At 29.8% G+C, this 24,319-nt stretch carries 22 protein-coding genes; 9 read left to right on the top strand and 13 right to left on the bottom strand.

Going from position 1 to position 24,319, the window contains the following annotated elements:
- Window positions 1-80: 80 nt before the first annotated feature.
- Complete coding sequence (locus AC2I98_RS00695; RefSeq protein WP_486412733.1) at window positions 81-2,465, top strand: TonB-dependent receptor domain-containing protein; 2,385 nt, start codon at window positions 81-83, stop codon at window positions 2,463-2,465.
- Window positions 2,466-2,537: 72 nt separating this feature from the next.
- Here AC2I98_RS00695 and AC2I98_RS00700 read toward each other — a convergent pair whose 3' ends face one another.
- The 4 genes from AC2I98_RS00700 to porW all read right to left on the bottom strand — a co-directional run bounded on the left by AC2I98_RS00700 (window position 2,538) and on the right by porW (window position 7,965).
- On the bottom strand, window positions 2,538-3,821 hold the full coding sequence (locus AC2I98_RS00700) for an MFS transporter (protein WP_486412734.1): 1,284 nt from the start codon (window positions 3,819-3,821) through the stop codon (window positions 2,538-2,540).
- Window positions 3,822-3,901: 80 nt separating this feature from the next.
- Window positions 3,902-4,939 (bottom strand): sulfite exporter TauE/SafE family protein, encoded by a 1,038-nt coding sequence (locus AC2I98_RS00705; RefSeq protein WP_486412735.1) that lies wholly within the window; start codon window positions 4,937-4,939, stop codon window positions 3,902-3,904.
- An 86-nt stretch (window positions 4,940-5,025) separates the two neighbouring features.
- Complete coding sequence (locus AC2I98_RS00710; RefSeq protein WP_486412736.1) at window positions 5,026-5,502, bottom strand: GNAT family N-acetyltransferase; 477 nt, start codon at window positions 5,500-5,502, stop codon at window positions 5,026-5,028.
- 51 nt (window positions 5,503-5,553) lie between these two features.
- Complete coding sequence (porW, locus tag AC2I98_RS00715; RefSeq protein WP_486412737.1) at window positions 5,554-7,965, bottom strand: type IX secretion system periplasmic lipoprotein PorW/SprE; 2,412 nt, start codon at window positions 7,963-7,965, stop codon at window positions 5,554-5,556.
- Between the two features lie 256 nt (window positions 7,966-8,221).
- Here porW and AC2I98_RS00720 point away from each other — a divergent pair, with 256 nt between their 5' ends.
- From AC2I98_RS00720 to AC2I98_RS00740, 5 genes are all read left to right on the top strand, one after another.
- Window positions 8,222-9,724, top strand: coding sequence for a GH3 family acyl-acid amido synthetase (locus AC2I98_RS00720; protein ID WP_486412738.1), 1,503 nt, complete (start codon window positions 8,222-8,224; stop codon window positions 9,722-9,724).
- A 23-nt stretch (window positions 9,725-9,747) separates the two neighbouring features.
- A complete protein-coding gene (locus tag AC2I98_RS00725) occupies window positions 9,748-10,296 on the top strand; it encodes an acyl-CoA thioesterase (protein WP_486414094.1) in 549 nt (182 codons plus the stop codon).
- Window positions 10,297-10,523: 227 nt separating this feature from the next.
- Window positions 10,524-10,742 carry a hypothetical protein gene (locus AC2I98_RS00730; RefSeq protein ID WP_486412739.1) on the top strand — a complete coding sequence of 73 codons (219 nt, stop codon included), beginning with the start codon at window positions 10,524-10,526 and terminating at the stop codon, window positions 10,740-10,742.
- Between the two features lie 164 nt (window positions 10,743-10,906).
- Window positions 10,907-11,356 (top strand): hypothetical protein, encoded by a 450-nt coding sequence (locus AC2I98_RS00735; protein ID WP_486412740.1) that lies wholly within the window; start codon window positions 10,907-10,909, stop codon window positions 11,354-11,356.
- 49 nt (window positions 11,357-11,405) lie between these two features.
- Complete coding sequence (locus tag AC2I98_RS00740; RefSeq protein WP_486412741.1) at window positions 11,406-12,239, top strand: 5'-nucleotidase, lipoprotein e(P4) family; 834 nt, start codon at window positions 11,406-11,408, stop codon at window positions 12,237-12,239.
- A gap of 84 nt (window positions 12,240-12,323) precedes the next feature.
- Here AC2I98_RS00740 and AC2I98_RS00745 read toward each other — a convergent pair whose 3' ends face one another.
- Both AC2I98_RS00745 and AC2I98_RS00750 read right to left on the bottom strand, forming a co-directional pair.
- The gene (locus AC2I98_RS00745) at window positions 12,324-13,526 is read right to left on the bottom strand and encodes an IS256 family transposase (RefSeq protein ID WP_486412742.1); all 1,203 of its coding nucleotides are present in this window, start codon (window positions 13,524-13,526) and stop codon (window positions 12,324-12,326) included.
- Window positions 13,527-13,652: 126 nt separating this feature from the next.
- On the bottom strand, window positions 13,653-14,858 hold the full coding sequence (locus AC2I98_RS00750) for a response regulator transcription factor (RefSeq protein WP_486412743.1): 1,206 nt from the start codon (window positions 14,856-14,858) through the stop codon (window positions 13,653-13,655).
- Window positions 14,859-15,031: 173 nt separating this feature from the next.
- Here AC2I98_RS00750 and AC2I98_RS00755 point away from each other — a divergent pair, with 173 nt between their 5' ends.
- Both AC2I98_RS00755 and AC2I98_RS00760 read left to right on the top strand, forming a co-directional pair.
- Entirely contained in the window at window positions 15,032-15,559 is a 528-nt protein-coding gene (locus AC2I98_RS00755) for a hypothetical protein (RefSeq protein WP_486412744.1), read from the top strand.
- A gap of 33 nt (window positions 15,560-15,592) precedes the next feature.
- A complete protein-coding gene (locus AC2I98_RS00760; protein ID WP_486412745.1) occupies window positions 15,593-16,090 on the top strand; it encodes a hypothetical protein in 498 nt (165 codons plus the stop codon).
- Window positions 16,091-16,334: 244 nt separating this feature from the next.
- Here AC2I98_RS00760 and AC2I98_RS00765 read toward each other — a convergent pair whose 3' ends face one another.
- Complete coding sequence (locus AC2I98_RS00765; protein ID WP_486412746.1) at window positions 16,335-17,384, bottom strand: acyltransferase family protein; 1,050 nt, start codon at window positions 17,382-17,384, stop codon at window positions 16,335-16,337.
- Entirely contained in the window at window positions 17,384-17,989 is a 606-nt protein-coding gene (locus tag AC2I98_RS00770; RefSeq protein WP_486412747.1) for an IMPACT family protein, read from the bottom strand. The genes AC2I98_RS00765 and AC2I98_RS00770 overlap by 1 nt, the downstream gene beginning before the upstream one ends.
- A gap of 97 nt (window positions 17,990-18,086) precedes the next feature.
- Here AC2I98_RS00770 and AC2I98_RS00775 point away from each other — a divergent pair, with 97 nt between their 5' ends.
- Complete coding sequence (locus AC2I98_RS00775; RefSeq protein WP_486412748.1) at window positions 18,087-18,557, top strand: hypothetical protein; 471 nt, start codon at window positions 18,087-18,089, stop codon at window positions 18,555-18,557.
- A gap of 27 nt (window positions 18,558-18,584) precedes the next feature.
- Here the strand turns inward: AC2I98_RS00775 and ribD are convergent, their stop codons facing one another.
- From ribD to murA, 5 genes are read right to left on the bottom strand one after another with little or no spacing between them, the layout of a single operon-like run.
- Complete coding sequence (gene ribD, locus AC2I98_RS00780) at window positions 18,585-19,637, bottom strand: bifunctional diaminohydroxyphosphoribosylaminopyrimidine deaminase/5-amino-6-(5-phosphoribosylamino)uracil reductase RibD (RefSeq protein ID WP_486412749.1); 1,053 nt, start codon at window positions 19,635-19,637, stop codon at window positions 18,585-18,587.
- A 9-nt stretch (window positions 19,638-19,646) separates the two neighbouring features.
- Window positions 19,647-21,509 (bottom strand): DUF349 domain-containing protein, encoded by a 1,863-nt coding sequence (locus tag AC2I98_RS00785; RefSeq protein ID WP_486412750.1) that lies wholly within the window; start codon window positions 21,507-21,509, stop codon window positions 19,647-19,649.
- 57 nt (window positions 21,510-21,566) lie between these two features.
- Entirely contained in the window at window positions 21,567-22,301 is a 735-nt protein-coding gene (locus tag AC2I98_RS00790; RefSeq protein ID WP_486412751.1) for a shikimate dehydrogenase family protein, read from the bottom strand.
- A complete protein-coding gene (locus tag AC2I98_RS00795; RefSeq protein ID WP_286485414.1) occupies window positions 22,298-22,975 on the bottom strand; it encodes a DedA family protein in 678 nt (225 codons plus the stop codon). Before AC2I98_RS00795 ends, AC2I98_RS00790 begins: the two co-directional genes overlap by 4 nt.
- Window positions 22,976-22,986: 11 nt before the next feature.
- Complete coding sequence (gene murA / locus AC2I98_RS00800) at window positions 22,987-24,297, bottom strand: UDP-N-acetylglucosamine 1-carboxyvinyltransferase (RefSeq protein ID WP_486412752.1); 1,311 nt, start codon at window positions 24,295-24,297, stop codon at window positions 22,987-22,989.
- Window positions 24,298-24,319 lie beyond the last annotated feature (22 nt).

The following is a 24,319-nucleotide window of genomic DNA, read 5'->3' on the forward strand; positions in this document are numbered from 1 at the left end:
TTTGCGTCAATCTTATATTATTTTAGCATAATGTGTAACTTTTTTAAAATCGAAGCGTCAATATAGAAAAGAAACATAATATGTCAAAACCACTTATTCCATTTTTTATTTGTGCCACAACAACACTTTTTGCGCAACAAGAATACAAAGGAAAATTACAATATACAAATCATACAGCTGTTGCTTTAGTCGATATTATTGTTTTGAGAGATGAACAACTTGTTGATGAAATTTCTACTGATGAAAATGGATTTTTTACAATTGATTTGATAAGTGGAACTTATACATTTAGAATTGAAGATGGTGGAGTTCTGATTCATTCGCAAGAAATTAACTTTGATCAAAACCAAGATATGGGAATTATCATTATTCCTAAAAATGAAAACATTGCTTTAAAAGAAACAGTTGTTACAAGTCAAAAAAGATTGGTTGAAAAGAAAGTAGATCGAATTGTTTTTAATGCAGATTTAGCAGAAGGTGCAAAAGGAGGTGACGCGCTTGATTTGTTGAAATTAGCACCTCGTGTAAAAGTAGATAACGATGTAGTTTCTATTATAGGAAAAAGTAATTTACGTGTGATGGTGGATGATAGAATGTTAGAAATGTCTGGAGATCAATTAATGAATTATCTAAAAACACTTCGAGCAGATGATATCGAAAAGATAGAAATAATTACAAATCCGCCAGCTAAATACCAAGCAATAGGAAATAGTGGAATTCTGAATATTGTTCTGAAATCAGGGAAAAAGGATTCGTGGAATGGTTCGTTAGCATCTTCTCTTCAACATTATAATAAACCTTATTGGAACAATAGTGCTAGTTTTAATTACCGAAAAAATAAATGGACACTTGTTACAAATGCTTATTTTGGTTTTGGAGAATTTGATGGATTAGGACGATCTGATATTTATTTTACAAAGACAAATGAAGTTTGGTCTGAAATTGAACGAAACAAAGGAAAAAACAAAAATGCGGGAGGAAAAGTTGGTTTAGATTATCAAGTATCAGATAAATTAACAACAGGTTTTACGGTTGATATATATACAGGGAATCGTGATAATCGTGGAGAAACAAAAACTCCGATACATACACTTGATACTAACGAGCTAAAAAGTTATATTATGAACGACAGAAAAGGATCTGGAGGTGATACAAAATATAATACGTTGAATTATCATGTCATTTATAAAATGGATACGATTGGTAAAAAACTAACGTTTGATTTTGATTGGGTTAACTTTACGAACAAAACAACAAGTAGTTCTTCTAATCGATTTTTTAATGCACAAGATGTAGAAAACACCTCAGATTTTCAGGCAAATAAAAGTTTATCCGATCAACAAGCAAATAATTATAGTTTGAATATTGATATGGAGTATCCAATTAATAAATGGAAACTAAATTATGGTGGACGTTATAGTTGGACAAAAAACGATAGTGATAATTTGTTTTATTCTACCACATCTGGTTCTCCGATTTTTGATCCAAATCAAAGTAATGGATTCTATTATAATGAAAACATTTTGGCTTTTTATGCTTCTGTAGAAAAAGATATCACCGAAAAATGGTCTGCTAAAATTGGTTTACGTTACGAAAACACAGATGCTAAAGGTTTTTCTCCGCAAGCCAATCAGCACGATAAATATAAATATGATGGATTATTCCCAACAGCGTATTTAATGTATAAGGCTTCAGATAATCATTCTATTAGTGTAAATGTTGGTCGTAGAATAGAACGTCCTTTTATGGGGCAATTAAATCCATTTAAAACAATCTATTCTCCTTATTCTTTTGCGCAAGGAAATCCAAATCTGAAACCTTCTTATTCATATAATTATGAATTGGAATATGCTTATAAAGATTTAGCTGTTACAACCTTATATTATCGTAATTCTACAGATGAAATTAATCAAATTGCGATTGTAAATCCAGAAGAAAATACGCAGAATTGGATTCCTTATAACTATGGAAATTCTGAGAGTTTTGGTTTAAGTGAGAACCTGAATTTTAAACTTTTTAAATGGTGGAAAGTGAATGGTGCGGTTGATTTATTTTACAAGAAAACAAAAGGAATTATTCCAGAATATAATTATACACTTGATGGATTTAATGGTGAGTTTAGAGTAACAAATAATTTGGAATTGAATAAATCAAAAACATTGTTGTTTAACCACACGACTAATTATACGATGAAAGGAATGGATGCTATGGCAAGAAGTCGTTCAATGTGGAGCACAGCTTTAGGTTTACGCGCATTATTTTTAGATAAGAAATTAGAGTTTTCTTTTAATGTTAGCAATGTTTTCAAAGATAGAGCTTGGCAAGATCAGAGTTATAGTAATGACACTAAATTTGTTTATACAGGGCAATCTACTCGCTATTACAGAGTAGGTGTAAGGTATAATTTTGGTAAATCGTTTAATATCGAACAATCAAAAAGTAGTTCTGAGAAAGGAAGGTTGTGAAATTTCAAAAATCAAACCCAATATCGAGTGAAGATATTGGGTTTTATTTTTTATTTTGAGTTGATGATTTTCTTATTTCTTTTCCATTTTATAGAACAATAAAATAACAAAACTAATCGCAAACGAAACGCCCATTGCAAGTGCAGAAGCTTTCATTCCGCCAGAATATTCAATTAATAATCCATAAATAACTAAACCTAAAAACAAAGCGAACTTCTCAAATACATCATAAAAACTAAAATAGGTTGTTGTATCTTCTGTTTCAGGTAATAATTTGGCATATGTAGAACGTGATAAAGCTTGTAAACCTCCCATTACCAAACCAACCATTGCAGCCATAATATAGAATTGTGTTTTGACATTTGGATCATTTTTATTGATTAAATAACCAATGATACATGTTATAACCCAAATAAAAATACCGATAAGTAATGTCTTTTTATTTCCGATTTTTCCAGAAAGAAATGAGAAAAACCATGCGCCTAAAACAGCTTCAATTTGAATTAATAAAATTGTCATAATCAATTCCGAAGATTCCATTCCAATTTCTGAACTACCAAACATTGCAGCCATCAAAAAAATGGTTTGCATTGCTAAGCTATAAAAGAAAAATCCAGCTAAAAATACACGTATGTTTTTGTATTGGTTAAGATCTTTGAATGTGTTTTTTAGATTTCTAAAACTTGATTTGATGATATCTTTTGGAATCTCGCGATCAAATTTATGATTAGGTAATTTACTCAAAGCTATCTGTCCAAATCCTAGCCACCAAATACCTGTTAATAAGAAACTTATTCGTGTAAACATACCTTGTTTTTCTTCTGGTGCAAATTGTATCATCGCCAAACAAATTGTCAATAAAATAACAGAGCCAATGTAACCAAACATATAACCTTGAGCCGAAATTTTGTCCATTTTTTCATCAGATACAATTTCTGGTAAATAAGCATTGTAGAAAACTAAACTTCCCCAAAAACCTATACTAGCAGTAATATTGAGTAGCAAAGCCAACCAAACTAAATCGCTAGATGTAAAGAAAAACATTCCGATACAAGAAAAAGATCCTAAGTAGCAAAAAAAGCGAAGAAACTTGATTTTATTTCCGATTAAATCTGCAATTGATGATAAAACTGGAGATAAAACGATGACAAAAAAGAAAGCAATTGCCAACGAAAAATTAAATGCAGATTCTGGTAAAAGTCCTAAAAATTTAATAGGGTTATTATTTACATCATACGTCATTGCAGTATAATAAACAGGGAAAATAGCAGAGGCAATTACTAAGGAATGAACAGAGTTTGCCCAATCGTAAGAAATCCAAGCTCGTGTCAGTTTGGGATTATCTTTTGTATTCATAAATTTTTATAGTATTGTTGGTTAAACTTAAGAATAATTTATTAAAAATAATGTTTCGAAAAAATTAATTGTTTAATCTTCTATTCTTTCAGTTCAAATTTGGTTAATTTATTGTCTTTGTAACAATAGAATTCATAACTATCTTCTCCAATTTTGAATACTTTTTCAAGGTGAATTTTATCGTAATTAACAGAAATTTCATTGTATTTTTTAAATAGTTTTTCAGGTAATTCATTCGGTTGAATTGGTCGCTCAATTTCAAACTCTCCATCCAAAGAATATTCCAATACAAAATCACTATTTCGCCATTTTAATGTAGTTTCATTTTCATCACCTTTACTTGATGTTGTAAGGTGAACTTTATCTTGTTGAATTATTTTTTGAGAACTTGTATAAAAAAGGGTAACTCCAGAGATAACCATCGCAGCGTAACCTATTTTTCTGAATGTGAAATCATTTAAATAAGGAAGAATATATTTTATAGTATACGAAGAAATAATAGATGCTACGGCGATTACGATTCCAAAAATAAGTGCATTTTTTGAGTATAAACCTAAAATGATGTAAATAATTAATTTGATGAAATGCAAGATAATTTCATTGGCAGCACGCGTAGCAATAATTTCTTCTTTTGTTAATCCATATTTTAAATAAAATCGATTAAATAATAATCCAATTGCACCTGTAATTCCAGAAACAAATCCTGCTAAAAAACCAACTATTGCTAAGACATATTTTGGCGAAGGTTTTTCTTCTTCGTCTTGTTCTTTTTTGTTTAAGAAAAGTTGTGGAACATTTGATATTAATAAAATAGCTACTATAATTTGCAAATAAATTGGGTTGATAAATTTAATTAAATAGGCTCCAATTAATACTGCTGGAATTGAAAATGGAACAAACCAGAAAAATATTTTCCAATGAACAAATTTTCTAAATGCAGTAATACGAGAAGCTGAACTTGTAAAAGTTCCTATTGTTAGAGAAAATGGAACAACAGAAGTAGGAATGACAAGATTGAGAATTGGTATTAAGATTAAACTCGCGCCACCACCGCAAATTGCACTGATCCAAAAAGCTATAATAGCTCCAATTAATAAGATAAAAATGTTAAAAACCATCTGTTATTATTTATTTACGAAGTAAATGTACAGCGGTCTGTGATATTAATTTTTAAAAAAAAATGAAATTAAGCGAATCTTAAGTTTTATAAAATCAATTGATAAAAATGGTTTTCTGGATAAAGAGTTTGGGAAATATGTTTGAAACCGTTTTTCTCCAAAACTTTACTAGACGCTACGTTTTGTTTATTTACCCAAGCTTCAATTATGATAAATTTCTTGGTTTTTAATTCATTCAAAATAATTTTTACAACTTCTGAAGCATAACCTTTATTCCAAAATTTTTCATCAATAGAATAACCAATAATTGCTTTGTTTTTTATTGGTTGATACATTATTGTACCAATTAATGTTTCAGATGATTTTTCAATAATGCCAAATCGAAATTCATAACCATTCAATTTCTGTTCTTTCGCTTTTTCAAGCATTTTATATGAATCATCCAATGTTTTCATCGGAGGGTTTTCTCTATATTTCATGGCTTCAGCATTCGAATATATTTCGAAAAGTCGTTTAGCATCTGAGTCTAAAAGATCTCTGATATAAAATAATTCGCTTTGCATAGATTGATTTTTAAAACGTAAAAAGCTAAACAATTTGTTTAGCTTTTTACGTTATTTATTAAATAATGTATTTCCACTTCCTTGTGGTGGAGTAACTCCTTTAGTATTTGTTCTCTCCTTTATTGGTGGAAGTGAAGGTGAAATGATCTCTTCTTCAATTTCTTTTGTTTTATTAAGAGTTGGAGAATTGTTATTTGTATTATTATTTGGGATATCAGGAATAGTTGTTTTTTTCGGATTTCTCAATTTATCCAACAATTTTTTTGCCTGTTTAGCTTCTTCTGTTCCATCATACGCAGTTGCAACAACTTCTAATGCTTGCTCAAATTCTTCCTGACTTGCAGTTTGCTTTAGTGCATAAGCATTTAACAAAACAAATTTTGCGATAATAATCTCCGTAGGGAATTTAACAATCGCTTCCTGAACTTTTTTCTTTACATCTTCATATTTTTCTTCCTTATATAAGTCATATGCAACTTTATAAGCTTCTACAGCTTCTTTCGTTTCAGCAGTGATGTATTCAACCTCTGGATTCAAAATATAACCTGCATAAATGGTATTTGGGTAATTTGTAAGAATTTCTTCTTTGTATTGATTTTCTAATTTTTGATCACGATTTTTATAAATACGATACAATTGATACGTTGCTTTCAGCTTTACATCTTCCGATTTTGGAGGAGTAGCAACTAACGCTTTCAATTCTTTTCCAGCCAATTCGCTGTTATTAAAAGTGTCAAAATAACCAATTCCTAAAGCTAATTGCGTTGTATCGCGTTCCACTTTCAAATCATCTAATTTCTTAGGTGTTGTTGGAATTTGCTCTAAATAATAATCAATTTCAAAACGTCTTGGATTTCCAGCAGAAACTTGTCCAGTTAATTCAGCTTGTTTATCTTCGATAACTGTACTAATTGCGTTAGAATTTCTCCAATTATCTTTTAACGAAATTCCACCCCAAACTCGCTGAAATTCTTGTTGTCCAGATGATTTTAAACCTTGATTATAAAAGTAAAATTTACCTTTGTCTACATTATTAAAACTTGAAGTAAAACTTGCTGTTTTGGTTTCTAACTGAAATGTTTCCATTTCTTTTCGCTCTTCTTCTGCTTGTTTTTCTTCTTTTTTCTTTAGTTTATCAATGTAATCTGTAAAGAATTTAGTTTGTTCTTCTCTTGGAAGTTTAGCAATTTTAAGAATTGAATCATTTTTCTGAACCAAATAATGTTTTTCCATTAATTTTTTCAAAACATCATTACGTTTCTGAATTCGAGTTTGATCTTCCTTTAAATTATAAGTTGTTTGAGCCGAATCGTAATAAGCCGAAGCATAGACATAGTCGTTTTGCTTGAATTTGATGTCTCCATAGTTTTCAAAAGCACGACCACGAATATATGGGTCAGACATTGGTTCTTTCAAACTCAATTTTGCATATTCTACAGCATCGTCCATTTTATCTGCACGAAATGCCATTTCAGAAATTCCGTAATACAATTCGTTTTTCTTCGAAGTGTAAATACCTTTCTTCGAAATATCAAGTAAATTCTGTTTATAATTTGCGTAGTTATTGATTTTTGGATCATAATTAGCTGCAATTGCCAATTGCGATTTAATTTCCATATCAAATCCAGGACTCATTTTATATACCTGCGTAAAAGCTTCTCCCGCTTCTTGTTGTTTTCCAAGTCGCGAAAAAACTTGTCCCATTGTATAAAATAAACGGATACGTTCTTCTTTATTTGACGAATAATATTCTGCTTTTTGCAAAGGATCTAAGGCTTCTTCGTACTTTTTTTGATCGATTAAAAATTGCGCATATGTACGAGCAATCATTGTTTTTAGTTCTTTACTTTTGTACGGATCACTTTCGTATAACTTCTGTAAATTTTCTGCACCATCAAAATAGTTTCCACCTTTTATTTCAGCAACTGTTTTATAAATATTTGCTTCTTGTGCGTATTTAGAATCTTTGAAATTTTTGACAACATAATTTAAAGCATCAAGTGCTTCAAAATACTTTTGCTGATAAAAAAGAGATTTACCAATCAATAAATAAGCGCGTCCCATCAAAGGATTATTTTCTTTTCCTTTGATCAACATTGAATGTTTTTCGATGGCTTTAGAAGCTTTTGCTTCAACAGCTGCAAATCCGATAGGTTTTTCTACTTTATCTTGATTATTGCGATTTCCACCTCCAATTCCAAAATTAGGTGTATTAAATCCTCCTAAATTAGCAGAATCCGAAACAGAAAAATATTCTATTCCAACAGGTAAAATCTTCGAGTAATTTTCTACATAATTTGTTTGCAGTTCTGTGTTCTTTTTATCTAACTCATCTTCAGCATTAAATACTCCATTAAACCACGACGTCATCTTATGATATTGTCGGTTTTTGAAACTATTTTTTTGCGTAGAACAGCCGATTAAAAAACTTGCGGCAAATATACTCAGTACAATCTTTTTCATGATAGCGAATAAAAACAAATCTACAATAAAACGTTCGATTAGAAAAAATCTTGTATCCTTCGGAAATTTAAGATAATTTTATATGGAATACCTATAATTTAGAAGTTTGGTTTGATGGAATGATTATAAAATGATTCCTAACGATTTAGCTTTAATACGATTACTTATTTCACTAAGAAAAATCATTGCAATTGTTGTTAAATTATTAAGAATATTCATTTAAATTCGACGAATAATAATGTTTTAAAGGAACAGCATGAAAGCTTTTTTAGCGAAAATTTTTGCAAAATACATTGTCAATAAAGAACAAAAGTGGATAGATCGTCCATTAGAAACACAAGACAAAATTCTAAAAGAATTAATTGTTGCTGCAAAAAATACAACGTTCGGACAAGATCATCATTTTGATGCAATAAATACGTACGAAGATTTTAAAGCTAATGTTCCTATAAACGATTATGAAGGTTTAAAACATTATTTTGATGAGGTAAAAGAAGGGAAACCTGACGTTCTTTGGCCTGGTAAACCACTTTATTTAGCTAAAACTTCTGGAACAACTTCTGGTGCAAAATATATTCCGTTAACAAAAGAATCTGTACCAACACATATCAATTCGGCAAGAAATGCTTTATTGTATTACATTAACGAAACGCAGAACTCAAAATTTGTCGATGGAAAAATGATTTTTTTACAAGGAAGTCCAATTCTTGAAGAAGAAAATGGATTGAAAGTTGGTCGACTTTCTGGGATTAGCGCTCATTTTGTTCCAAATTATTTACAAAAAAATCGTTTACCTTCTTATGAAACAAATGTTATAGAAGATTGGGAAACAAAAGTAGATAGAGTAGTGGATGAAACCGTGAAAGCTGATATGACATTGATTTCTGGTATTCCGCCTTGGTTGATTATGTATTTTGAACGATTGATTAAAGTTTCAGGAAAAGATAATGTGCAGTCTATTTTTAATAATTTAGAACTAATGGTAACAGGAGGTGTAAATTATGAGCCTTATCGCGAAAAAGTAAATCAATTGATTGGTAGAAAAATTGATTGTATTCAGACTTATCCAGCTTCGGAAGGATTTATTGGCTATCAAAATACGCAAAAAAGTGATGATTTATTACTTTTATTAAACAATGGTATTTTTTACGAATTTATTCCAGTTGATGAGTTTTTTGATGAAAAACCAACGCGTATTTCTTTAAAAGATGTAGAAATTGGAAAAGATTATGTGCTTATTCTTAATACAAATGCAGGTTTGTGGGGATATAACATTGGCGATACCGTTCGTTTTACGTCAATCAAACCATATAAAATTGTCGTTTCAGGACGAATTAAACATTATACATCAGCTTTTGGTGAGCATGTAATTGGTCATGAGGTGGAACAAGCCTTACAAAAAACGTTAGAAAAATATCCAGCAAGTGTAAATGAGTTTACAGTAGCTCCGCAAGTTAATCCAACAGAAGGTTTGCCTTATCATGAATGGTTGATAGAATTTGATCATCAACCACTAAATATCAAAGGATTTAATCGTGAATTAGATAAACAAATGTGTATTCAAAATACTTATTATAATGATTTGATTACTGGAAATATTTTGCGTCCACTTGTTATTTCAGAAGTAGAAAATAATGGATTTCAGACTTATATGAAATCGATTGGTAAGTTAGGAGGACAAAATAAAGTACCACGTTTGTCGAATAATCGCGATATTGCAGATGAATTTCATCGACTTAACTTAATTCAGAAAAATTGAATACACACACAACAACAGATAAAATGATTTACAAAACCGTAAAAAGTTCATTGGTAACTTTTTCGCAATTAATGCTTCCATCGCATTCCAATTTCAGTGGAAAAATTCATGGTGGATTCATTCTTTCTTTACTCGATCAAATTGCTTTTGCCTGTGCTTCAAAATACTCAGGAAAGTATTGTGTAACAGCATCTGTGGATAGAGTAGATTTTTTAACACCAGTAGAAGTAGGTGAGTTATTGACACTAAAAGCGTCGGTGAATTATGTTGGGCGTACTTCTATTGTCGTAGGAATTCGCGTAGAAAGTCAAAACATACAAACTGGCGAAATTAAACATTGTAATTCGTCTTATTTTACAATGATTTGTAAAGAAGAAAATGGTGAAAAGGCAGAAGCTCCTAAATTAATTTTGAAAAACTTGAACGAAGTTCGTCGTTTTTATAAAGCGTTACATCGTATAGAAGAGCACCAAAAAGCCAAAGAGCAAGTCAAAAATTCTATTGATTATAAATCGAAAGAATTGATTGATCATTTGTTGGACAATCACTATGTAAAAATAGAAATCGAATAAAATATAATTTTAAAACTCAATTCAAAAAAGAATTGAGTTTTTTCATTCTTATAACCTGTATAGAATGAACTTTTTGACTTTTGTCCCTTATTTGTCCACCGCATAAATTTTAATATGGTATTTATATTCGATTAATTTGTTAATATTTCAATTATCAATTTATTAGGCATTGTATTTGTAATATTAATTCTCATCATCTAAACAAATTACAACTTAAAAATACTTGAATGAAAAATTTGATTAAATTATTTTTAGTAACTATTTTTTTTGCATCATCTGTAACCACGTTTGCTAACCCAACCAGCGTTAGTAATAATCAGTTAATACATACAAACTTTGTCAATAAAGAAGCTAATAAAGCATCAAATCCAATTAATCTTTACGGTGCAGTATTATTTTTAGGAGCTGCAGTATGTGCTTATCGTTTTCGTAAGAAAATTATTTAAAAATCTATTTTGTTAATCAAAACTTCCTAAAGAAATCAATTTATTTACCTTTGCTGAATGAAATATTTAATTTTATTCGCAATCATTTTAATCTTTTTTTTGATTTATAAAAGATTAAGTTCAAAAAGGGACGAATTGAAAAAAGTTGAGTTAAAAGAACAAAAGTGTATTTTATAGAAATTAAAAAATCAATTCAAAAGAAAGAGAATAAAAAGGAAATAAATTTGCCTTATCATTTTTTGATTCCTTCTATCACAAAAAGAGATAATACAATTGAATTGTTGATTTCTATTGAAAATTATACAGATAAAACAACACGAATAGATTTAAAAGAAGCAGTTTATTTTTCTAATGAGTTACAACAAGCATTCAAGGCAGATGTAACTTTTTATGGAGAATTGAGTATGGGAACAAATGATATTTTATTGAAAAATACTATTTTACCAGATTCTCATGTGATTCGAAATATCTACTTTTTTGACCACGATCTTTTGATTTTTGATGAAATGGATTATGTCGAAATTGTATTAAAAATCAATCAAGAAGTTTACACTTTAAGAAAATATCTTTACGAATCAAACTTAGATTCGATTAAATTCATACAAAAATCATAGTACACGAATTAGATACTATGCTTATTTTTGCAATCAAGAATTAGTTTATATGAAACATTTACAATTGATGTTAGGAAGTGTAATGCTTTTTGGTTTGACAGCTTGTCAAACACCAAAAGTAGCTATACAAGAGCAACAAAAACCAACTTCATCTCATAGTTTACAAGTTGATGGAAAAATATATGCAGCTTTCTTTCAACAAAGAGCAGCAGAATATCAAGCATTAAGTCAACAAGCTTATAACGTTGCTAAAATGCGTTTGGATGAAGCAATTGCAAAAAAAGGAAATAAACCATTGGCTATTGTAACAGATATCGACGAAACCTTTTTGGACAATTCTTACTATGCAGTAGAGATGGCGAAGCAAGGCAAAATTTGGACACAAGATAGTTGGGCAAATTGGACTTCGAAAGGTGTAGCTACACCATTAGCAGGTTCTTTAGACTTTTTTCAATATGCAGCAAGTAAAGGAGTTCAGATTTTTTATATCACAAATCGATACGAAGTAGAACGTCCTGGTACATTGGCTAATTTACAGAAATATAATTATCCTTTGCAAAGTCCTCAAAACTTGATTTTAAGAAGTAAAGAAAGTAGTAAAGAGGCACGTCGTCAAAATATTGCAAAAGATTATGATATTGTTTTATTATTAGGAGATAGTTTAACAGATTTTTCTAGCTTATTTGATAATCACAAGTCTGAGAAAGAAAGAGGTGCAGCAGTTGAAACTTTAAAATCGGAATTTGGAAAACGATTTATTGTTTTACCAAATGTTGGATATGGAGATTGGGAATCAGCAATTTTTGATTATAAATATGATTTGACCCAAGAGCAAAGAGACTCGATCATATACGATGCGGCAAAGGAAATGCCAAGTAAATAATATATAACCTCTCAATTTTGAGAGGTTTTTTTATTGAGACACTATCCCATCAAGTGTGTAAGTAGAAAAGTTAGGGCTTAGATTTTATAATCTGAGCCTATTTTCAAAAATAAGCATAAATTGGTTTAAAACAATTCCCCAATTATGGATTGGCATAGTCCATTTTTTAGTGGACTCTTTGAGTGCCAGATAAACAGACTTTAAGACAGCATCATCGGTAGGAAATGACATTTTATTTTTAGTGTATTTTCTAATTTTTCCGTTTAGATTTTCAATTAAATTAGTGGTGTAAATGATTTTACGGATTTCTAGCGGAAATTCAAAAAATACAGTGAGCTCATCCCAGTTATTTCTCCAGGATTGAATGGCGTATAAATATTTACTTTCCCATTTTGTTGCAAAATCATCCAAAGCAGCTTTTGCGGCGTCTTTGTTGGGTGCTGTATAAATGTGCTTCATATCGGCAGAAAACTCCTTTCTGTCTTTCCAAACCACATATTTGCACGCATTTCTAATCTGATGAACTACACAAATTTGAGTTTGAGATTCTGGAAAAACAGAGCGAATGGTCTGGGTAAATCCATTCAAATTATCGGTTGCTGTAATGAGAATATCTTCAACACCACGAGCTTTTAAATCGGTCAAAACACTCATCCAAAAACTGGAACTCTCATTCTTTCCAAGCCACATGCCTAACACTTCTTTTCTTCCCTCTCGGTTTAAACTAACGGCTAAATAAATGGTTTTATTGATGACTTTTGAATTTTCTCGAACTTTAAAAACAATTCCATCCATCCAAACAATCAAGTATAAGTCGTCTAATGGTCGGTTTTGCCAAGCAACAACTTCACTAGCAACAGCGTTAGTAATTCGTGATATTGTTGATGTTGAAATATCAAAATCGTACATCTCGCGAATCTGTTCTTCGATGTCCGAAACACTCATTCCTTTGGCATAAAATGAAATAATAATATTTTCTAAACCATCGATAATATTGTGTCTTTTGGGAACTAAAGCAGGTTCAAAACTGCCTTTTCTATCACGAGGAACCTTAATTTCTGATTCACCAAAAGCGGATTTTATTTTCTTGGAGTCATGTCCGTTTCGATAATTTCCATCTTTGCTTCTGGCATGTTTTTCATTGTCTAGATGACTATCTAGTTCAGCATCCAACATATGTTCAACTGCTTTCTTGTGCAGCTCCTTGAAGAAAGATGTTAAATCCTCTCCATTCTTAAAGGACTTGTAAAAATCCTTACTGTTTAATAAATCTTCTTTGTCGATCATAACTATGTAACGTTTAAAAATAATAAAAAGTTATCTCCGAAAAATTATTTGAGCTGTAAGGCTCATAATTTTTCAGAATAACTTTTCTTCTTACACAGTTTGTGTGATACTACCTTTATTGAGTTATCACAAAGAATTTCTATTGTCAATACCTAATGTTGTGTAAATTATTTTCAAATGATATTTTACTGTATTTTCTGAAATATACAAATTTGATGCAATCTCTTTATTTGTAAGACCTTTTTTTACGAAATTGATAATATCTAGTTGTCTTTCAGAAAAGTTATATGCAGATAAATTAACTTTCTTTTGTGTATGAGTATTATTGATTAAATCGGATAATTTGATACGCATTCGTTCATTTTCATTTTCAACTAACTTTCTTTTTTCTTTGTTAATTTTATAATATTTGAAAAGAACTAAAAGTAAAATTATAAGAATGCTTGATATGATAGCTAAAAATAATTTAATATTTTTTTGATTTCTAACTTCAAGATCATTTCTTTCATTGATTATTTCTTTTTCGAGGTTTTGTAATCTTCCACTTTGGTTTATTGCATCATAATCTGTTGCAAGATCATTTACAATTAGTCTTGTTTTATATGCTTTTTCCCAATTTTCATTCTGCGCATAATACCATGTAAGAGATTCATACATATTTAAGATATATAACTTTGTGTTGTATTTTTTTGCATAGTATAAACCACTTTCAAAAGCTTCTAATGCTTTTTCATTATTTTTTATATCAGTATATAAATGTAAAAGTTTACGGTATATATTGGGTAAATCTTTGGGCGATTTTTGCTTTAAGATTTGTACAGCTTCGTTATATTCTTTTTCTGCTTGTAAATAATTTTTATTGTTGATATTTATTGTTCCTAAAACAGATATATAAAAAGCATAAGTTTCAGCATTTAAATATTTTAAATCTGATTTATCTACTTGTTGAAGTAATTTATTCACATTCTCATATTTTAGAGAATCAAATTGAATAAAAATACGTTCAATTAAAATTCTAATTTCAACTTCTTTTTTATGATTAGGGTCTTTTAAACCGAATTTTTCTGCAATGTTTAAATTTTCTTCAGCTTCCGGATAGTTTAATAGTGTTTTATAGGTAATATATTTAAGCAAGTATGTTTGGTACAAATCATAGTTGGTAACATTTTTAGAATGTATAATACTATCCAATTTTAGAATAGACTTATCATAAGCTCCAATTTGATTAAATTCTTCAATTTCTTTCTTTAGAATTTCGGAATTTACTGTATTTCCAAACCCTACCTGGGTTAATAAAATTAGAAGTATTAGAAAAAAATTCTTTCGTAACATATTATTTTTTTAATGATAATCAATAAAATAGATTGACTACCTGTAGGTAGTATTTCAAAAACTACCCTTTAACTATACTTGCAAAAATAGGAATTTTATAAGGGAAAATTAACATTTGCAAAGAATTTAATTCAGACATAAATCATAAGCTAATTAGATAAATGTAACAAAATATGAAAAGTATTTTAACTCCCTTATTAATGTTGTTGTGCAACTTAATTTTTGCCCAAAATTTGGATTACAAAAATTTAAAAGAATTTATAGGTAATCGTGTAAATGAATTAGAAGAACATTATTCTATTAAAGCTTCTTCTACAGAAGATAATTTTGGAAATCTAAAAGTAATTTATACTGCTGTAAATATAAATCCTTATATGCTTAATATGGAAGTAGAAACAGAAGGAAAGAATATAAAGCGAATTATTGTGAAAAATTTAGAAAATAAGACTCATTTTTTCAAAAATATAGCACAAGAAATAGAACAGGCTACTCCAGTCAAGAAAAATTACAAAACCTATTATATTTCATTGGTTAAGAATTCTACAAAAAAGAAAATTTATCAAGATTCAATTGAACAATTGATCGAAGTTTTAAAGAATCCAAAAACCGATTTAACTCAAAATTACGGTCTTTTAGAATCGAATGCTCTTAATACTACTATAACTATTGATAATGCGGAAAGCATTTTGACAATTAACTAAATCAAAAGTATATACAATTAAAGGAAATTAACAATGAGAAACATTTTTATTTTAGGATTAGGTTTGATGGCTTCATTAGCTTTTGGACAAGTAGATAAAATCTACAAACATTCAGGTGAAATTATTGAGGGACAAATAAAACGTGTAGGTGAATTTACAGTTGAATTTACATATGACGGAGAAGATGCAATTCAATCTTTGAGTAGATATTCTGTAAATAAAGTTTTTTATGGAAAAAGTACACGTATTGAAGATGTTTCTGATAAAATTGAAATTACTGATGACAAAGATTGGCCAAAAGTAATCATCTTAGAAGATAAATCTTTGGTCGCAGGATTAAAAAAAGGTGATGATTTGAAGTCTAAAACAGGTATGATCAATTTTAGAACTGGAAATGGAAAAGATGAACGTGCAGAGAAAGTTTTAAAACAACAAGCAGCAGATGTAAGATGTCCATTTATTTTATTATTATCTGATAAAATGGCTGGAAAATCAGCGAAAAAAACAGGTAGCTGTTACAAATACCAATAAACGGGTTACTTACTAAACTATATAATGTACTATTAATTATTTGATGAATAAGCCGTAATGTGTATTGCGGCTTATTTTTATTCGTTAAAATAAAAAGAAAAATAGTGTTAACTAAAAAGAGAAAAAGAACAACAAGTTTTGGTTCAAAAAAAATAAATTATTTAGATGTTATCATTGTAGTAATACTTATCATTGTTACAATTTCATTAATCATCAATTATTTAAACTAATTAATTACTCAATACTACTTTACCTTTTCTTTTATCCATTTTGCAACTGGCTTCTCGAAATATTCAAACGTTAAAGCGCTTAAAATTAAAGCTACAATAAAATAAATGCCAATTTTAGCGAAATCATTTATTGCAGGTAAATACTGATTTCCATATTTTATGACAATCATGTGAATCATGTAAAAGGCAAAACTAATTTCACCTAAATAAACCAAAGTTTTATGTTGAAGAATTTTCGAAAAGAAACCTTTTTGTAATGCAAAAATCAAAACAATTGCAACCATAGGAATCCAATAATAAATTCCGTAACGGAAAGCTCTTGCAACATCATTATGAAAGTAAAAGAAGAGGGTTAAAACTATAATTGCGACAAGTTCGATGATTGTACCTTTAGAAAAACTAATGTTAGAATCTTTTACTTTTTTGTAAATCTGACAAGTAATTATTCCTAAAATAAAATCTAAACTTCGTACAATTGGATTAATGTAGAAAATTGCTTTTTCTAATTTCATATTTGTTCTAAAATAAGGTTCAGCAAAGATAATAAGCGGAATTGCTAACAATAAAATGTATTTTAGCTTTGGAAATTTATGTAACCAAACTACGTAAAAAGGAAACATGAGATAGAAAAATAATTCGGTCGAAATACTCCATGAAACATTATTAATAGAAAAATAAAAATCTTTTATCGGAAAATAAGATTGCAGTAAGAATAAGTTTGCACCTGCAATATCCCAATGAAAATATCCTTGCCAAACATTTAGTATAACAAAAGGGAGCATTACCGCAAATGTTAAAACATGTAAAGGATAAATTCGAGCAACTCGAGCAATGTAAAACTTCTTTTTATCGAAATTTGGATTGTCGATGATTTTCTTTTCGTAATTAAGTGCCAAAACAAATCCACTTAAAATAAAGAAAAAGCCAACACCAAGATAGCCTTCGAAAAACACATTGTTTTTAAGATAATTGTACCATGCTAAATCTGTTTTTACAAACGTTAAATGACTTAAAAAAACAACAAAAGCAAAGAAAAAACGTAATGAAGTTAAGCTATTTAGCATTAGTCAATAATTTTGATTTCCATTTGATAATATTCATCGAACATGTGAATAAATTCGTCTAATTTACTTTCTCGCACAGAAATTGTAAACATACATTTATCCGAAAAATGTTTGTCTTTTATTTCGCCTTCCATTCTATCAACATTTCGTTCCACAATTCCTTGTTGATCGTAATTAAAAACCATTTTTACACGTTTAGAAACAAAACGTTCTACAATTTTAGCTTCTTCTAACACAACTTGCGCCGCATACTTGTATGCTTTTACTAAACCAGGAATCCCTAATTTTGTTCCACCAAAATAACGTATCGAAACAATCAAAATATTCGTTATTTCTGCAGAAAGTATTTGATTGTAAATTGGTAAACCTGCCGAACCACTTGGTTCTCCGTCATCATTAGCTCGATGATTTTTTTTATCAATTCCCAAAATATAGGCATAACAATGATGATTAGCGTCGGGATGAATTTCATACAAATTATCTAAATATAGCTTGATATCATCTTCATTTTCTACCGGATAAGCATAGTTGATAAACTTGCTGCCCAATTCTTTGAAAATTACATCCTCTACAGGTTTTTCTATTGTACGATAATTGTCCGTCATGTTGTATTGAAAAGTTCTGCAAAGATAGTTTAAATAGTATTTTTAAGGAAAAAAGGTTTTATATTTATGAGAGATGAAAAGGAATATACTATTAAAATTGAAAAAATTTATTTCAGGGTTTTTAATTCTTGGTTTGATTTATTATGTTTTCCAATTTCATTCTCAAAAAGAAAAAGATTTGATTACAACTCAAATTTTGAATGATGTGAATATCAAAATAACTAATCTTTCAGAATTTGAAGATAATATTGAGTTTGATTCTGAATATTTGAAATCATTTTCGTTATTCGATAAACCTTCAGTTTTTTGTCAATTGTTAATTTCAGAATTAAAACAACAAGTTGGTTATAGAGGAAGAAATAATTTGAAAATTCTTAATCAAAATAATGTACAATCAATGTTTGATTTATCTATTTCTGAACCAATTATTTCTGGTAATTCAGAATTAGTAATTATTAAAATTACTACTATTTGTAAATCTCTTTGTGGCGAAAGTATTGTGTATGTTTTTGAAAAGAAAGACGGAAAATGGAGAGTGAAAAGTCAACATTTAATTTGGATAAGTTAATCTTTAAAATAAAAAAGAACCCTATTTCTAAGGTTCTTGTATATCTAATCTATTTTCGAAAATATTTAATTCATCATTCAGAAAGCGATGTTTTTCAGTTCGTGTTCCTTTTAATCTCGGAGCTAAAATTCCTTCGTTCCAAATAGTGTCAGAACTCAATATACGCGCTTCGTCCCACAAATTATCGTCAATGAAATGCTGAATGGTATCACTTCCACCTTCAATAATCAGAGACTGAATATTATTTTCGTACAAATAGTTCATCACTTGTGGTACGATTTTTTGTGTAAAATCTAATTGTACAAGCTCTAAATTTTCTTGAGATAAGGTTTCAATAGAATTGAAAATTACCGTAGGTTGTTTTTGATCAAATAAATGGAAACTTCTCGGAATAGCTAAGTTTTTGTCTATCGCAATTCTCAAAGGGTCATTCCCATACCATAATCTCGAATTTAATTGTGGATTATCGATCAACGATGTGTTTTTTCCAACCAAAATAGCTTGTTCCTCTGTTCGCCATTTATGCACCAATTGTTTGGTATATTGATTAGTAATCCATAATTGTATATCGTCTCGTCCCATGTATCCATCCTCTGTTTGTGCCCATTTTAAGACAATGTATGGACGCTTTTTTTGATGGAAGGTGATAAAACGTTTATTTAGATCAATACATTCTTTCTCTAAAATACCCAAGGTAACATCTACACCATTTTTTAACAAACGCAAATAACCTTGACCATTTACCTTTGCAAAAGGATCTAATGTTCCTATAACAACCTTTGGGATTTCTTTTTCAATGATTAAATCAGCACAAGGAGGCGTTTTTCCATGATGCGAACAAGGTTCTAAAGTAACATATAAGGTACTTTCTTTTAATAATTCTGGATTTTTAACAGAGTTGATAGCATTTACTTCTGCATGTGGACCACCATATTCGGAAGTAAATCCTTCACCAATAATTTTATTGTTATGTACGATAATAGAACCAACAAACGGATTAGGATATGTTGTTCCTAACCCGTTTGTTGCAATTTGTATACAACGAGCCATATAATGCTCATCGATAGATTGTTGTGTCATGTTTAAAAATTATGCATTAAAATCAATATTGAATAATGTTTTCAATTTGATTTCTGCTTCAGTTAATTTTTTACGTTTTTCGTCAATTTGCTTGTAAACATCTTTCAATAAAGGATTGTTTTCATTGGCATTTGAGAAGAAATGTACATTATTATCCAATTGATTAATTTCTTTTTCTAATTCCTCAATTGTTTTACGTGTTTTTCTAATCTCATCATCCAATAAATTACCGTTATTTCCAGATTTCACTTTATTGACAAAAGATTGTAGCTTATAATCATTCAATTCATTTTTAGAAAGATTTAAAGCTTCTAATTTCTTTTGATAAACATCTGCAAACTCTTGGTTAATTGATGTCTTATCTGCAGGAACTTTACCTAAATTTGTCCAATTATGCTGAATTTCTTCTAATTGTTTCAACGCTTCTTCTTTGTTTTCAGAAATCGTTTGGTTTTTGAAATCATCTAAGAAAGCTTGTTTATTGGTAAAGTTATCTTCAAATTTTTGATTCGCTTGTTCGTGACGTTTTTTGTAACGATCAAAAAATTGATTACAAGTATCTTTGAACTCTTTCCAAATTTTATCAGAATTTTTTCTTGGTACATGACCAATTTTTTTCCAATCATTTTGGATTTTTTTAATGACTTGTACTGAAGCATTCCAATCTGTGCTATCCGTATGTTGCTTGGCAATTTCAAGTAAAGCTAATTTCTTTTCAAGATTAATCTGTTGTTCAGATTTTAAATCTTTGTAGAAATCATTTTTGATATGATTAAATTCTCTTGTAACTTCTTTAAAAGCTTCCCAAGTTGCGGAGTTTTTTTCTTTTGGCACACGACCTAAAGAAATAAAATTCTCACGTAAAGTATTGACTTCTTTTATTGCTTTTTGCCAATCACTGTGTGATTTACTTGTTGAAGTTGAAGCAATTTCTTTAATACGAGCAATAATTTGAGATTTCTTTTCTAAATTATCTTTTTGCTCTTGTTTTATTTTTTCATTCAATTCACCTTTACGATCATGAATTTTATTTGTCAATTCTTTGAATTTTTGCCACGTTGGTTCGCGCAAATCTTCTTGCACAGGAACTGCTTCTTCTTTCCATAAACGGTGAAGATATTGTAGCTCATTCAATGCTTTTTGTACATTATTTTCTAAGACTAATTCTTCTGCACGTTTAATGATAGAATAACGAACTTCAAGATTATGTGAATAATCCAAAGTTTGCAATTCTTTGTTCATATCTAAATAGGTGTAGAAATTATCTAAATGAAAAAAGTAATTTTTGAATACGTTTTCGGCATTTTTACTCGGAATTCTTCCAGCATTGTGCCAACGCGTTTTTAGTTCACGAAATTTCTTGAACATTGAAGCTGAAGAATCGTTTTGTTCTTGATACAAAGCTTTTAATTGATCAATAATTTCTAAACGTTCTTTCAAATTATCAGATTCCTTTTTTTCGTTTTCTTTATGAAAAACTGCCAATTGATTTTTGAAATCGTTGTAAACGGCATTAAATTTAGCTTTGTATGATGTTTCGTATCTAAAATCTAATTCATCTCCACCTTCATTCAAGAAAGCTTCTTTTTTAGTCGCTTCATCTTCATCTAATTTGTTTTTGAATGCATCACGAATTTGATTAAAATGTTCACGAATATCTTGAACATCATATTTGCTCAAGAGATTTTTGGCTTCGTTTATTAAGACATCAAAGCTAAAAGTTTCGTAATCTTTGAACGATATATCGCTTACTTTTTCTTGATTTGCTAACTCTTCGGTTTTGTATGTTTCCGTGTTAGAGTTGTTTGTAGGTGCAGATTTAGGTAATTGTTCTCCGTCTGCATTTTGCAGGTTATCCAATTCAGTATTCATAAGAAAATAAGTTTTGTTTCTCAAATCTAATAAAATTTGAGGACAATATCAAGTCTATTATGAACGATTATTCCAAATTTCCCAAGCTTTTTCGGCTTGTAAAACCAACATTTCATGTCCATTTTTTATTTTAGAACCATTATGTTGTCCATTTTCTAAAAATTTTGTCAATGGTGGATTGTAAATTAAGTCGTACAATAAATAATTTTCGTTAATATATTGATAGGGTAGAAGCGGTGCATTTTCTACATTTGGAAATGTACCTACAGGTGAGCAATTTACAATAATTTGATGTTGAGAAATTATTTCTTCATTTAAATCATCGTACGTTAATTGATCTGCTAATCTGGTTCTCGAAACAATTTTATACTCAATTTGTAATAAATCAAGAATATAATAAACCGCTTTTGCAGCTCCTCCATTTCCTAAAACTAATGCTTTTTTGTGATGAGGTTCTAAAAGAGGTTCTAACGAATGATGAAAACCATAACAATCTGTATTATGACCGATTCGTTTTCCATCTTTTATTAAAACGGTATTCACTGCACCAATTGCTTTTGCTTCTGGCGATAATTCATCCAAAAATGGAATAATTTCTTGTTTATAAGGAATTGTAACGTTAAATCCTACTAAACCTTCGGTTTTGAATACGTTCTCTACTTCATCGATATGCTGTAAATCAAAAACATTGTAGACAGCGTCTACAATGTTTTCGTTTTTAAATTTTTCAGCAAAATAAGATTTCGAAAATGAATAAGAAATATTTCTTCCGATTAATCCAAATTGTCTCATTCTTCTGTTTTATTTTTATTGAATTGAGCCTTCACGATTCGGATTATTAATGGCATATTTGCCAATAAAATGATTCCGAAAATGAATTTTTCTAAATTATTTTTTACAATGTCAAATTGACCTAATGTGTGACCAAGTAGCGAAATAACACCTACCCAAAGTACCGCTCCTATAAAACTGTACGTAATAAATGTACGATAATTAAGATTGGTAACACCACAAATAAATGGAATAATGGTACGAACAACAGGCATAAAACGAGCAATAATAATTGCTTTTTTACCATTTTCGTTAAAAAATTCTGTTGCTTTTTCGATATGTTTCTTTTTAAGGAACCATGAGTCTTTTCGACCTAAAATCCATCCGCCAAATTTGCGTCCAACATAATAATTTACGTTATCACCAAGAATTGCTGCAACCATCAATAATGGAATAATATATTCGATATGCAAATGGTTTTGTTCATCGCTTGCGGCAATCATTCCAATTGAAAAGATTAGCGCATCTCCAGGTAAAAAAGGCATCAAGAATGACATGATGATTAAGCCTGTTTCGGCAAAAATAATCAAGAATAAAATGACATATATCCAATAACCGTAATTATTGATAATGTCCATTAATACCTTATCTGGACGTTGAACAAAATTGGTGATAAACTCAATAATAGATTGCATTTTCTATTTTTTTATGCTCTAATAATATCTGCTCCAATCGCACGTAAACGTACATCGATATCTTCGTAACCGCGATCAATTTGATCGATGTTATGAATAACTGTTTTTCCTTTCGCAGAAAGTGCAGCAATCAATAAAGACATACCGGCACGAATATCTGGTGAAGTTAGTTCGGCACCTTTAAGAGGTGTTTCATGATTAAGACCAATTACAGTTGCGCGGTGTGGATCACATAAAATGATTTGCGCTCCCATGTCGATTAATTTATCTACGAAGAATAAACGAGATTCGAACATTTTTTGGTGAATCAATACACTTCCTTTTGCTTGAGTTGCAATTACCAAAATGATTGATAATAAGTCTGGTGTAAATCCTGGCCAAGGCGCATCCGAAATGGTTAAGATAGAACCATCAATAAAACGCTCGATTTCATAATGATCTTGAGCAGGAATATAAATATCGTCATCACGACGCTCAAGTTTGATTCCTAATTTTCTGAACACATCTGGAATAACACCTAAATTTTCCCACGAAACATTTTTAATGGTTAATTCAGATTTTGTCATTGCAGCTAAACCAATCCAAGATCCAATTTCTATCATATCTGGTAAACATGTGTGCTCAGTTCCTCCTAATTTTTCAACCCCTTCAATCGTTAAAAGATTAGAAGAAATTCCAGAAATTTTAGCACCCATTCTGTTCAACATTTTACATAATTGTTGAATATAAGGCTCACAAGCGGCATTGTATATTGTAGTAGTTCCTTTTGCAAGAACAGCAGCCATAATAATATTTGCAGTTCCTGTTACAGAAGCTTCTTCTAATAACATATAATTTCCTTGCAATCCGTTTTCGTCGACTTCTACACCGTAGAAATCTTCGTCAGGATTGAAACGATATTTTGCTCCTAACGAAAAGAAACCTTCGAAGTGTGTATCTAAACGACGGCGTCCAATTTTATCTCCACCTGGTTTTGGCATAAAAGCTTCTCCGAAACGAGCTAAAAGTGGTCCCATTAACATGATTGATCCACGTAATGCAGCACCATCTTTACGAAATTGTTTTCCTTTTAAATAATCTAATCGTAATTCGTCGGCTTGGAAAGTGAAATCTCCTTTTCCATTCTTTTGTGTTTTTACGCCTAAATCTCCTAAAATTTCAATCAAACGATTGACATCACGGATATCTGGAATATTTTTAACACGAACTTGTTCATTGGTTAATAAGACCGCACATAAAATTTGTAGTACTTCATTTTTAGCACCTTGTGGAGTAATTTCTCCTTTCAAAGGTTTCCCTCCCTTTATTTGAAATGTAGCCATTTAGTTGTATTAAATAGTTTTG

This window comes from Empedobacter sp. EJD.6dd (assembly GCF_057369435.1).

Excerpts from the sequence above, each read along its gene's own strand:
- AC2I98_RS00695 (WP_486412733.1), top strand. The coding sequence starts at position 81 with ATGTCAAAACCACTTATTCCATTTTTTATTTGTGCCACAACAACACTT.
- AC2I98_RS00700 (WP_486412734.1), bottom strand. The coding sequence starts at position 3,821 with ATGAATACAAAAGATAATCCCAAACTGACACGAGCTTGGATTTCTTAC.
- AC2I98_RS00705 (WP_486412735.1), bottom strand. The coding sequence starts at position 4,939 with ATGGTTTTTAACATTTTTATCTTATTAATTGGAGCTATTATAGCTTTT.
- AC2I98_RS00710 (WP_486412736.1), bottom strand. The coding sequence starts at position 5,502 with ATGCAAAGCGAATTATTTTATATCAGAGATCTTTTAGACTCAGATGCT.
- porW (WP_486412737.1), bottom strand. The coding sequence starts at position 7,965 with ATGAAAAAGATTGTACTGAGTATATTTGCCGCAAGTTTTTTAATCGGC.
- AC2I98_RS00720 (WP_486412738.1), top strand. The coding sequence starts at position 8,222 with ATGAAAGCTTTTTTAGCGAAAATTTTTGCAAAATACATTGTCAATAAA.
- AC2I98_RS00725 (WP_486414094.1), top strand. The coding sequence starts at position 9,748 with ATGATTTACAAAACCGTAAAAAGTTCATTGGTAACTTTTTCGCAATTA.
- AC2I98_RS00730 (WP_486412739.1), top strand. The coding sequence starts at position 10,524 with ATGAAAAATTTGATTAAATTATTTTTAGTAACTATTTTTTTTGCATCA.
- AC2I98_RS00740 (WP_486412741.1), top strand. The coding sequence starts at position 11,406 with ATGAAACATTTACAATTGATGTTAGGAAGTGTAATGCTTTTTGGTTTG.
- AC2I98_RS00745 (WP_486412742.1), bottom strand. The coding sequence starts at position 13,526 with ATGATCGACAAAGAAGATTTATTAAACAGTAAGGATTTTTACAAGTCC.
- AC2I98_RS00750 (WP_486412743.1), bottom strand. The coding sequence starts at position 14,858 with ATGTTACGAAAGAATTTTTTTCTAATACTTCTAATTTTATTAACCCAG.
- AC2I98_RS00755 (WP_486412744.1), top strand. The coding sequence starts at position 15,032 with ATGAAAAGTATTTTAACTCCCTTATTAATGTTGTTGTGCAACTTAATT.
- AC2I98_RS00760 (WP_486412745.1), top strand. The coding sequence starts at position 15,593 with ATGAGAAACATTTTTATTTTAGGATTAGGTTTGATGGCTTCATTAGCT.
- AC2I98_RS00765 (WP_486412746.1), bottom strand. The coding sequence starts at position 17,384 with ATGCTAAATAGCTTAACTTCATTACGTTTTTTCTTTGCTTTTGTTGTT.
- AC2I98_RS00770 (WP_486412747.1), bottom strand. The coding sequence starts at position 17,989 with ATGACGGACAATTATCGTACAATAGAAAAACCTGTAGAGGATGTAATT.
- ribD (WP_486412749.1), bottom strand. The coding sequence starts at position 19,637 with ATGACACAACAATCTATCGATGAGCATTATATGGCTCGTTGTATACAA.
- AC2I98_RS00785 (WP_486412750.1), bottom strand. The coding sequence starts at position 21,509 with ATGAATACTGAATTGGATAACCTGCAAAATGCAGACGGAGAACAATTA.
- AC2I98_RS00790 (WP_486412751.1), bottom strand. The coding sequence starts at position 22,301 with ATGAGACAATTTGGATTAATCGGAAGAAATATTTCTTATTCATTTTCG.
- AC2I98_RS00795 (WP_286485414.1), bottom strand. The coding sequence starts at position 22,975 with ATGCAATCTATTATTGAGTTTATCACCAATTTTGTTCAACGTCCAGAT.
- murA (WP_486412752.1), bottom strand. The coding sequence starts at position 24,297 with ATGGCTACATTTCAAATAAAGGGAGGGAAACCTTTGAAAGGAGAAATT.